Origin of the sequence: Burkholderia sp. SRS-W-2-2016, assembly GCF_001931485.1 — a bacterium.
Classification (GTDB): Bacteria; Pseudomonadota; Gammaproteobacteria; order Burkholderiales; family Burkholderiaceae; genus Paraburkholderia.
This window is the reverse complement of sequence record NZ_MSDV01000016.1, coordinates 52,845-63,396: the sequence shown is the minus strand read 5'-3', so window position 1 is coordinate 63,396 and position 10,552 is coordinate 52,845. Positions and strand designations below refer to the sequence as shown.

At 62.5% G+C, this 10,552-nt stretch carries 10 protein-coding genes; 6 read left to right on the top strand and 4 right to left on the bottom strand.

Annotated features, from left to right (window positions below):
- Nucleotides 1-406: 406 nt before the first annotated feature.
- Nucleotides 407-1,522, bottom strand: a complete 1,116-nt coding sequence (locus tag BTH42_RS05380) for an AI-2E family transporter (protein WP_083654662.1) — start codon at nt 1,520-1,522, stop codon at nt 407-409.
- 271 nt (nt 1,523-1,793) lie between these two features.
- Between BTH42_RS05380 and BTH42_RS05375 the strand changes: the two genes are divergently transcribed.
- The 4 genes from BTH42_RS05375 (at nt 1,794) to BTH42_RS05360 (ending at nt 5,666) form a co-directional block, all read left to right on the top strand.
- Entirely contained in the window at nt 1,794-3,008 is a 1,215-nt protein-coding gene (locus BTH42_RS05375; RefSeq protein ID WP_075296560.1) for a DUF2863 family protein, read from the top strand.
- 212 nt (nt 3,009-3,220) lie between these two features.
- Nucleotides 3,221-4,102: a response regulator transcription factor gene (locus BTH42_RS05370; RefSeq protein ID WP_075296558.1), complete on the top strand. Its 882-nt coding sequence runs from the start codon at nt 3,221-3,223 to the stop codon at nt 4,100-4,102.
- A 112-nt stretch (nt 4,103-4,214) separates the two neighbouring features.
- Entirely contained in the window at nt 4,215-4,889 is a 675-nt protein-coding gene (locus BTH42_RS05365; protein WP_075296552.1) for an energy-coupling factor ABC transporter permease, read from the top strand.
- Nucleotides 4,890-5,063: 174 nt separating this feature from the next.
- A complete protein-coding gene (locus BTH42_RS05360) occupies nt 5,064-5,666 on the top strand; it encodes a BspC domain-containing protein (protein WP_075296550.1) in 603 nt (200 codons plus the stop codon).
- 113 nt (nt 5,667-5,779) lie between these two features.
- Here the strand turns inward: BTH42_RS05360 and BTH42_RS05355 are convergent, their stop codons facing one another.
- The gene (locus BTH42_RS05355; RefSeq protein WP_075296549.1) at nt 5,780-6,946 is read right to left on the bottom strand and encodes a M14-type cytosolic carboxypeptidase; all 1,167 of its coding nucleotides are present in this window, start codon (nt 6,944-6,946) and stop codon (nt 5,780-5,782) included.
- Nucleotides 6,947-7,012: 66 nt separating this feature from the next.
- Entirely contained in the window at nt 7,013-7,795 is a 783-nt protein-coding gene (gene yaaA, locus BTH42_RS05350) for a peroxide stress protein YaaA (protein ID WP_075296548.1), read from the bottom strand.
- Nucleotides 7,796-7,857: 62 nt separating this feature from the next.
- Between yaaA and BTH42_RS05345 the strand changes: the two genes are divergently transcribed.
- Together BTH42_RS05345 and BTH42_RS05340 are read left to right on the top strand one after the other, a co-directional pair.
- Nucleotides 7,858-8,364, top strand: a complete 507-nt coding sequence (locus BTH42_RS05345; RefSeq protein WP_075296547.1) for a putative toxin-antitoxin system toxin component, PIN family — start codon at nt 7,858-7,860, stop codon at nt 8,362-8,364.
- Nucleotides 8,365-8,508: 144 nt separating this feature from the next.
- On the top strand, nt 8,509-9,681 hold the full coding sequence (locus tag BTH42_RS05340) for a pyridoxal phosphate-dependent aminotransferase (RefSeq protein ID WP_075296546.1): 1,173 nt from the start codon (nt 8,509-8,511) through the stop codon (nt 9,679-9,681).
- Between the two features lie 109 nt (nt 9,682-9,790).
- Here the strand turns inward: BTH42_RS05340 and BTH42_RS05335 are convergent, their stop codons facing one another.
- A complete protein-coding gene (locus BTH42_RS05335) occupies nt 9,791-10,441 on the bottom strand; it encodes a glutathione S-transferase (RefSeq protein ID WP_075296540.1) in 651 nt (216 codons plus the stop codon).
- Between the last annotated feature and the right edge of the window lie 111 nt (nt 10,442-10,552).

Genomic DNA, 10,552 nt, shown 5'->3' with positions numbered 1-10,552 from the left:
CGTACTGACGATGATTAATCCGTCTTTCGACAGACAAACCTTCCTCTAATACTGTGTGAGGCTTTTGATACTTTTGCCATACGGCGATTCCGAAGAACCACCGCTGCATTCCGCATCAAGTGCCCACACTTATCGGCTGTTAATTTTTAAAGATCGATTCGCTTACTTCGCAGCGCCTTGGCGCCGCTTCGTTTGCGTTGCTGCATCAGCAGCAGAGAGACGAGATTATGAAGAACTTTCATCGAATCGTCAACAGGTTTTTATCAACTTCTTAACCTGCTTACGTCGCTGAAGCCCGCACCACTTAAGGCTCTCCCGCTTCCCCGCGCCCCGGTGTCCGGAGCACGAAAGAGCGAGATTCTAGTCGCCCCAACTCAAAGTTGCAAGTGCCATCCTCGGGTTTTCCTCAGGGCGCCTTCCCGACCTGACCCGCATCGTCCGCAGCCGGCTCTTTCAGTTGAGATGGCAGCTTTGGAGCAGCGGACGTACCGATAGTCCAGTCGTGCAGCACGGTATAAGCGACCGCAAGCAAAGTCGGGCCGATGAAGACACCCAGAAAGCCAAAGGCAAGCGCGCCGCCAAGAATGCCCAACATCACCAGGATCAGCGGCATATCGCTATTTTTGCCGATCAGGATCGGCTTGATAACGTTGTCAGCCATGCTGACGACCAGCACACCCCAGATGACCAGAAAGATTGCCCATCCCGTCTCGCCACCCTGGTACAGCCAGATGGCCGCAGGCAACCAGACGATGACCGGGCCGCCCGGCACCACCGACAGGAAAAACGTCGCCAGCCCGAGCAACGCGGGCGCCGGCACGCCCGCAATCCAGCATCCGAACGCAGCCAGAACCGCCTGAACCAGCGCGGTACCAAGAATTCCGTAGACGACGCCCTTGACCGTGCTACCCGCGAGCGCAAGCAGGTAATCGGCGCGCTCTCCCGCGATACGCCGCATGCCCGCATTGAGCCACGCAGCCGCACCCTCGCCCCCGGTATAAAAGAAAAACGCCAGCACGATACTCAACGCCAGCAGACCCAGCCCATGCGTGACCGCAAGCCCAGCGGCCAGAATCCACTTACCAGCGGGCGCCGCCAGGGTGCGCAGCTGCGCAATCAGTTCCGAATTGCTGCTGGTCACGCGCTCCCAGAACGCCTCGATGCTAGATCCGACCAGCGGAATCCGTTGTACCCACGACGGCAGATCGGGCAACCCCGATTCGAAGAGTCTCTGCACCAGCGCCACGATGTCATGAACATGCGCGCCGAACGCAAAACCCGCATAGACGAATGGTCCCAGCACGACGACCAGAATGATCAGCACGATCAAGGTCGCGGCCAGCTTGCGGCGTCCGCCGACCGCGGTTGCCAGCCGCCGGTAGAGCCCCCAGGAGCTGTAACTAAGGATGGCGCCCCACAGCAGCGCGGTCGTAAACGGCGCCAGCACCAGTAACGAACCACCCACGAGCACAATCAGCGCGAATACCGCCGCAAGCCGTTCGATCAGTTGGTCCGATTTCACGATGGATCTCCTATTGCGCCAGACCGTGGCAATCAATTGACATACGCCTGTCAGGCGCCGCTGGACGCCGCCAGTATAGAAGCGAGTCGGGCGTCCGGGGATGTCTTATACCATCAGGCCAAGGCGCTGTGCGTCGCGAAAGATCGCGCGAGCGACGCATCATTTTTTGAGATGAGAGCACGGCGATCGAGCCGAGATTGTCGATCAAACGGTAGAGCGTCCCGGAAAAGACTAGAATATAAGGTTCCGTGCCCCCAATTTTTCCGGATTTATGCGCTCGCGAATCGCTAAACGACTCCCTCCCGACGCCGACAAGCTCGTCGGTCTCTCGCTCGCGCTTTTCGCGTCGGGTAGCCGCACCGAAGACCGCTTCTGGGAAGCGAAGCTCGATGCGCTGCTGGCCAAAATCGTGCGCAACGCCAACCAGACCACGTTGGATGCCGCGCTCGACCATCTTCAGCAAAATCATCCCGATGCCTATGGCGCGCTTGCCGACATGGCGGAAACGCATAGCGAATCGTTCGTGATCGAACACGAAGGCGTGGCTTACGAGGCGCTGCTGATCGCCGCGCCGGTACTTGCCTGGACCCGCTACGTGATTCCGTCCGGTCCGCTCAAGGCCGATGCCGCCGACGCTTTGCGCGCCCACCTGCACGCGCATGTGCTCGCCGGCAACACCCGCGTCGCGATGGCGCCGTTTCTCTACAGCATCGACCAGTTGCCGCGACATCATGTCGAAACGTGGCGGATCACCCAACAACTTGCACAGGCGGCAGTCGCCGGCGGCAACGCGAAGCTCAGTTTTGGCGAACTGCCGGAGACCTCGCCGATTCTGGCCGATCCGCGCTTCCTGCTGGCGGTGGTTGCCGCACCTGTCGGCGCCGCGACCTTCCGCTGGCAGGAGGAAGAGCACGGCAACCGGATCGAGCGCAGCCAGTGCCTCGAGCAGTGGGCCACGCAAGGCGGTGCGAATCTCTCGCTGGTTCTGCCGGGCTGCGAATTCGAATGCCTGCTACCGGACGCGTACTACTCCGCCTGTCGCGATGCGGACGAAAGTGTGCGCCCTCACACCGTGCGGACCGCCGTGCGTTATCTGTTCGACACAATTGGCGCCGCTCCGCAGGACCTGCGCGCGGTGGTCGCAGGCTTCGGCGAACGGCGCATCGACGAGTACCGTGTCGGCTTCACGCGCCGCGGCAGCAACGACGTGATTTACGGCGTCGTGTGGCCGCTTTATGGCCGTGAAAACGGCGAGCCGGGTATCGATGAAGAACCGCAGGAAGTCACCGGTTCGGACGACCCGCTCGAGGAGATCGTGGCACTGCTCAAGGAGACCGGAATCACTGAAGTCCGGCGCCACGCGGGCCGCTTCGAGCCCGAATATTGCGACGACTGCGGCGTGCCGCTGTATGCCGATCCGCTCGGTGAAATCGTCCACGCGGAGATGCCGGAAGACGCCGAGCCCGCACAACCGCATTTCCATTGAGTTGCGCTTCGCGCATCTCGTCTTATCGCAAAAGAGCCCCGCCGATGCGGGGCTTTTTTGTTGTTAAAACCACGCATCCTATGCCTTTTGGCCAGCCGTCAAATCGAAAGGAATTTGTCATCATAGGGACGGTGACGCATCGCCGTGCATGAGTCAGTGTTCACGGTCACCCCGGTGCGTCGCGCAATTTTGCCGACCTACTGGAGACACGCATGCGCTTCTCGATTCTCAATTCAAACGCGGAACGACGTGATGGACTCAAGGCCTTGCTGCGCCAAATCGACAGAGTGGCGCGTTTCACCGAAGCCGACGACTGGCGCCTACTCGTCCGCCCTTTCAAGCGTTACTGGCCCGACCTCGTAGTGATCGACTGGGAGGACTGGATGACGGTGGCCGATGTCCGCAAGCTGCTCAGCTACTACCCCGGTTTGCGGGTCAGCGTGCTGACCGACGGAACCCTGCCCGAACTCGTCCGCACGTTGATGGACGAAGGCGTGCTCGGCGTCGTACCGCGCGATACCGATCCTTGTCTGATCGTGCGCGCGCTCGAAATGGTCGTGCTCGGGGGTCACTATGTGCCGCCCGGCGCATTGGCGCTCGATCCTCCGTTGCCGCCCGATACCGCGATCCGCCCATTCGATGTGTACAACCTCCCGCCGCGTCGCAACAAGCTCACAAGCGTGCTGTCGCCGCGCCAGGAGCAGATCATGCGCTGCGTGCATATGGGCAGCACGAACAAGATGATCGCGCGCACGCTCGGCATTGCGGAAGGCACGGTCAAGATCCACCTGACGAGCATATTCCAGCAACTCGGCGCGCCCAACCGCGCCGCCGCGGTCGCGCTCTACAACGGCTGGCTGACGAACCATCTGCAGGTGTTGCGCAATAGCGGTGACGACAGCGCGCGCCCGGTCAGACGCGGAGAACCGGGCCCCGTTCCGCTGCGTCACCCAAGGCGCATGCAGTTCGAATATCCGTTGCCCACCAGCGACACCAGCACCGCGCTGCCGATGGCCGCCGAGCCGCCTACGTCCTATGGCGACGCACCTCAACCCACCCGCAAGCCGAAGTCGGTCCCGCCAGGTTCCACCTGACGTCAGCCATGATGCGCGCCTGCGTTCGCAGGCACGCATCCGCGCAGTGTGAGCGGCCGCTGGCATGGAATCCGCTCACACCTTTTGTCGTCCAACGAGTAATATGAGACTCATGGGTTTCCTCTACACACCGCTTCCGTTCTGGGCCGCTGTCGGTGGCTGGATTGTCACTGCGATGGTGGTCGCGCTCGCGCTGTGGAAAAACCCTTTCAAAAGACTTCAGGACGGCACGCTTCAGCACGTCTGGCTCGCGATCATCGTCGCGGTATCGGTGCTGTGGGCGAGCAACGCCTGGCTCGACGACGGCACCGTGATGCACCTGCTCGGCGCTACCCTCGTCGTCACGCTGTTCGACTGGGGACTAGCGCTGCTCGCGATGGCGATCGTCACGGGCCTCGCCGCGGTCGTGTTCGACGCGCCGTGGCAAGGCATCGCGATCACGTTTCTCGTGTACGGCGCGTTGCCGGTCGGCATCTCTACGCTGCTTCAGCGCATCTGTACCGCGTGGCTGCCGCGCAATCTGTTCATGTTCATCTTAGGCCAGGGCTTCGTCTCACCTGCCATCGCCGTGGCGCTGACCGCCGCGGCGGCGCTCGGCATCCATATCGCGCTATCCGACGGCTCCATGACCGTGGTGCCGGCCGGCTACGCACTCAGCGTGCTGCTGCTCGCCACCGGCGAAGCATGGTTCACCGGCATGGCGACGGCGCTGATCGCGGTCTACCGTCCCGCGTGGGTCACCACGTACGACGTACGGCGCTATCGCCTGGGCGGCCCGCGCACCTGAAATTTCAGGCTTTGGTGCGACCCAACGCGTATCTGTGATAATCACCGCGTGGCCGTGCGGCGCTCACGAGGCGTCCCCAGGACAAGACAAAAAATTTGCAGCAAGATTGAACTCAACCCTTCCGCGGGGCATCTTATTTGCCTCCTTCCCTCCCATTCGCATCTAAAGAACTAGATGGATCGCACCAACGTACCGCGCCGATTGCTGCGGATGGTCGGCCGGTTGGCAGCCTGTGCAGCGAGCCTCTCGCTGCTTTGCACTGCTCCCGCATTCGCCGATCAGCTCGAGCAGCACAACGACCTCGTCAACAGATTCATTAACGGCATGCACGCGGACCCGCTCGTCGCGGACTGCGCCGCGCACGGCAACTTCGTCGCGAGCACATCGACCGCGTTCGACCACGTCGAATTTCCGCCCAGTTCGTTCGATAGCGCTCACTCGTCGGTCACGCCGTGGAACGATTCGTTCGACGAAGGCAAACAGCGTGTCAAGGTGGACAGCATCGTTACCGTCGAGGGCGTCGGCGTACGTCAGAACAACTCGGGAGAGCCGGCCGATCTGAAATTCCGCTGCGGCTACGTCGGCTCTCAGATGCTCGCCTTCAGCTGGAACGACCCGGTGCCGCCGAACCGCTCGCATAGCGCGTCGAGCAAGCACAAGGGCAGCAAGGGCAAGCACGCGGTAAGCGGCAAAACCACGAAGAAATCGTCGAAGGCGAGCTCCGGCAAGTCGTCGAGCAAGTCAGGCAGCAGCGCAGCGAAGAAGAAGAGTCACTGACGCCCGGGCGCCGCTCGGTTCCGACCGATCGGCCAGTCCGCCAGCCCAATAAAAACGAGGCACCCACAGTTTCCTGTGCGTGCCTCGTTCTTTTTTGCATCAATCCCGCCCGATCAGGCGAACGTCTCCACGTGTCGCAAAATGGCCTGCAGCATCGCGGCGCCCAGCGACGCGCTGCGCTCGCCGTTCCAGCCTACCCGCTCGTCGGGCAGATTCGCGTTGTCCTTGAACGGCATCTCAAGCGTCAGCGACAGACAGCCGAATTCGTTGCCGATGTACTTCGACGCGAGTTTCAGCGCGTCCTCGCGATACTTGCTCGCCGCGTAGCCGTACCTGTCCTGGAAGTCGGGGCTCGCATGCTTGAATGCCTCGATGAACGCCTTCTGTTCGCGGCCCTGCTGTTCCGTGAAGCCCGGCAGCATTTCCGAACCCGCGACGAACACATAAGGCAACGCCTCGTCGCCGTGGATATCGAAGAACAGGTCGCAGCCGGTCGCGTGGATCGCGTCGCGCACCACCAGCACCTCGGGGCTGCGCGCGGCGTCCGGTTCCATCCATTCGCGATTCAGATTCGCGCCGGCCGCATTGGTGCGCAGATTGCCGTGCACGCTGCCGTCCGGATTCATGTTCGGCACGATGTAGAACACCGCGTGGTCGTAAAGCTTGCGCGCGACCGGATCGCCCGCCCAATCGCCCCAACCGACGAGCCGCTTCACCAGCCCTTCGATAAACCATTCGGCCATCGTCTCGCCGGGATGCTGGCGCGCGATCAGCCAGATCTTCTTTTTCGGCGCGGCGTTGGCGGCGTCGTCCGCGAGCGGCGTGGCGAGCGTCAGCAGCGAAACCGGCCGTCCTTCGACCGTCTTGCCGAGTTCGCTCAACGACGCATGCGGCATCTGCTGCACCGCGCCGAGAAACTCCGAATGGCGCTCTTCACTGTACGGCTCGAAATACGCGTAGTAGATGCTGTCGAAATCGGGCGTATGGTCGATCGTCAGCACGTTGCCGTCGTACGAGGTCGGCACGCGGAACCAGTTCACGCGGTCGTAACTCGCGACCGCCCGATAGTCGCGCCAGCCTTGGGCAAACGCGCACGCCGCCGCATTCTCGAAGCTCATCACGCAACGTGCGCCCGCCGCGCCGGCGAGCCGGAAATAGAACCACTGCGCGAACTCGGCATGACTGTCGGGCCGCACGCGCAGGCGGATATTGCCGGCGTCCTCGCAGGACAGCACGTCGATCGCGCCGGCATCGAAATTACTCGTAATCGATATGGTCATGAAATCCTTCCCTCTCCGGGTTGCCAACGGCTGCCCGCGCGCAGCTAAAGAGCGTGGGCGGCACGCTTATTCGGCGATGCGCCGGCGAAATACGTAAGTGGAATCGTTCGAGGCCTCGGCGCTGAACGCGTAGCCTTCGGTATCGAAGTCCTTCAACTGCTCGGGACGCTCGAGCCGGTTTGCCACCGCGAAGCGCGCCATCAGACCACGCGCGCGCTTGGCATGGAAGCTGATGATCTTGTAGCGACCGCCCTTCCAGTCCTCGAACACCGGCGTGACGACCGGCGCGTCGAGCAGCTTCGGCTTGACCGACTTGAAGTACTCGCCCGACGCGCAATTGACGAGCACGCGCTCGCCCGCCGTATTCTTCTGCAATTGCGCGTTCAACGCCTGGGTAATGCGCTCGCCCCAGAACGCGTACAGATCCTTGCCGCGCGGATTGGCGAAACGCGTCCCCATTTCGAGCCGGTACGGCTGCAGCAGATCGAGCGGACGCAGCAGACCATACAGACCCGACAGCACGCGCACGTGGTTCTGCGCATAGTCGAGATCGGCCGACGACAACGTCTTCGCGTCGAAGCCCTCGTACACATCGCCATTGAACGCGAGCACCGCCTGCTTGGCGTTGTGCGTGCCGAATTGCGGCGACCATTCCGCGTAGCGCTGGAAATTGAGGTGAGCAAGCTGATCGGAGATGCCCATCAGCGACGCAATCTGTTGCGGCGACAGCCGGCGCAGATCGCTGATCAGCTCGGCGGCGTCGTCGACGAAATCGGGGATTGTGTGTTTTTTGACGTGCGGCGGGGTTTCGTAGTCGAGCGATTTGGCCGGCGACAGAACGATTATCATAGAGGCTTGCATGCAGGCACGCCGTGCCTGGTGGTCAAAGACTGAAAGCCCGATTGTAACGAATGCCCGGTTCCCACGTCTCAAGCGGCGCGTTGCGCGTCGTGCTCGATTCCAATGTGTGGATCGATATTCTCGTATTCGACGACCCGCACACGCGGCCGATCGCGAGCGCGCTCGAAAGCGGCGCGCTCAGCGCGCTGATCGACGCGCGCTGCCTCGCCGAACTCACGTACGTGCTCGACTATCCGCAGTTCGCGCATCGCAACGTCGACAAGGCTGCCGCACTCGCGGTGGTCGCGCGACTCGCGCAGATGGTCGAGGCGCCGCCGCCCGCCGACGACAGCGCGCACGCGCGGCCGTTGCCCCAATGCAAGGATCGCGACGATCAGAAATTTCTCGAACTCGCGCATACGGCGAAGGCCGACTGGCTGGTTTCGAAGGATCGCGCGGTGCTGAAGCTCGCGAAGCGGATCGCGCGCGATTTCGGCTTCCAGATCGCGCAGCCGGCGCCGTTCGTCGCGGCAGCCGGCATCGCGCAGAACGCCGGCAGCGAAACCGTCACCGGGTAGTAAATGCGGCGAGCGGCCAACCGCCGTAAAACCCGCGGCGCGCACAGCGCATCGCGATTCCCTACAATCAGGCTTCGCGCTACGCCACGAACGCGCTTCGCTTCCGACCAACCGGCCACTCATCGCCCTGCTACGAACCACGCCATGAACGCACCGCACGACACGCCCACGAGCCCCACGTTTCCATCTCGCCTGCCGAACGTCGGCACGACGATTTTCACCGTGATGAGCGCGCTCGCCGCGGAAAAAGGCGCGGTCAACCTCGGCCAGGGCTTTCCCGACTTCGCGTGCGATCCGAAGATCGTCGACGCGGTCGCGAACGCGATGCGCGACGGCCACAACCAGTATCCGCCGATGGCCGGCGTGCTGCCGCTGCGCCAGGCGATCTCGGACAAGATCGCGAATCTGTACGGCCGCCGCTACGACGCCAATAGCGAAATCACGGTGACGGCCGGCGCGACCCAGGCGCTGCTGACCGCGATTCTGTGCACCGTGCATCCGGGCGACGAAGTGATCGTGATCGAGCCGACCTACGACAGCTATCTGCCGTCGATCGAACTGGCCGGCGGCAAGCCAGTGTTCGTCACGCTGGAAGCGCCCGATTACGCGATTCCGTTCGACCGCCTCGCCGCCGCGATCACGCCGAAAACGCGGCTGATCATGATCAACACGCCGCACAATCCGACCGGCACGGTCTGGCGCGCCGAAGACATGCGCAAGCTCGAGGAGATCGTGCGCGGCACCAACGTGCTGATCCTGTCCGACGAGGTGTACGAGCACATGGTCTACGACGGCGCGCCGCATGAAAGCGTCGCGCGTTATCCGGAGCTCGCGCAGCGCAGCTTCGTGGTGTCGAGCTTCGGCAAGACCTATCACGTAACGGGTTGGAAAGTCGGCTACGTGGCCGCGCCGGCCGCGCTCACCGCCGAATTCCGCAAGGTCCATCAGTTCAACGTCTTCACGGTCAACACGCCGATGCAGATCGGTCTGGCCGACTATATGAAAGACCCGGCGCCGTATCTGGACCTGCCGGCGTTCTATCAGAAGAAGCGCGATTTCTTCCGCGCGGGTCTCGCAAATTCGCGCTTCAAACTGCTGCCGTGCACGGGCACGTATTTTCAGTGCGTCGACTATTCGGCGATCAGCGATCTGCCGGAAGCCGAGTTCGCGCAGTGGCTGACCGGCGAGATCGGCGTCGCGGCGATTCCGGTCTCGGCGTTCTATCACGAGGCGCACGAATCCGGCGTGGTGCGCTTCTGTTTCGCGAAACAGGAAAGCACGCTGGCCACCGCGCTCGAACGACTCGGGCGACTGTAAGAGGCCCCGCGCGATGTCACGAACGAAGCACCGTTCCTTGCCATCGCGCGTTGCGGCACCGGTGCGCGCCGCCTGCCGGGGCGAGCGGCACCGGGCCTGCTTCACCGCATCACGACGCCCGTGCCGACGCCGCGATATAGGCCTTGCGGTCGTCGGTCACACGCTGCGCGGCGGGCCGTGCATTGACCGTCTTCACATAGCTCTTCCAGTCGATCCCCGCCTCGAGCAGAAAATCGCGGCCGTAAATGGCCTGCGTCGCCATTCCCACCAGCGGCAGGCTCACGAAACCCGCCGCGTCCGCCACGCCGAACTGCTCGCCGCACAGATACGGCGCGAACTTCGCGATCCGCCTGAAGCCGGCGATGTGATGCATCAGCAGCTTCTCCACCCGCCCCTTCGTCGCGTCGCTGACGGTGCCGCCGAAAAACGCTTCCTTGTACAGATTGCGCGCGGTCAGTTCGAGATGCACATCGACGAAGAAAATCATTTCGCGCTCTTTCGCGGCGAGCCACGGATCGGCGGAGAAAATCTGCTTGTCGGGAAAGCGCGCGGCCAGATATTCGACGATGCATTGCGATTCGCACAGATCGCCGTGCTCGGTCTGCAGATACGGCACCTTGCCGAGCGGCGAATGCTCGAGCAGCGCCTGCTCCTGACTCGGTATCACCAGCACTTCTTCGAACGGGATGCCGTGCTCGAGCAGCACGAGCTTGACCTTGTTGTAATAGTTCGAGAGCGCGAAACCGCACAGCTTGATCATCCGGTGTCTCCTTTTCACGTTGTTCGAGACCGCGCGTCGAAGTCGACTCGGCGGCATTCGAGCAAATCATCCAGTAAATTGCACGATCGTGCTATTCTAAAAAAACCATGG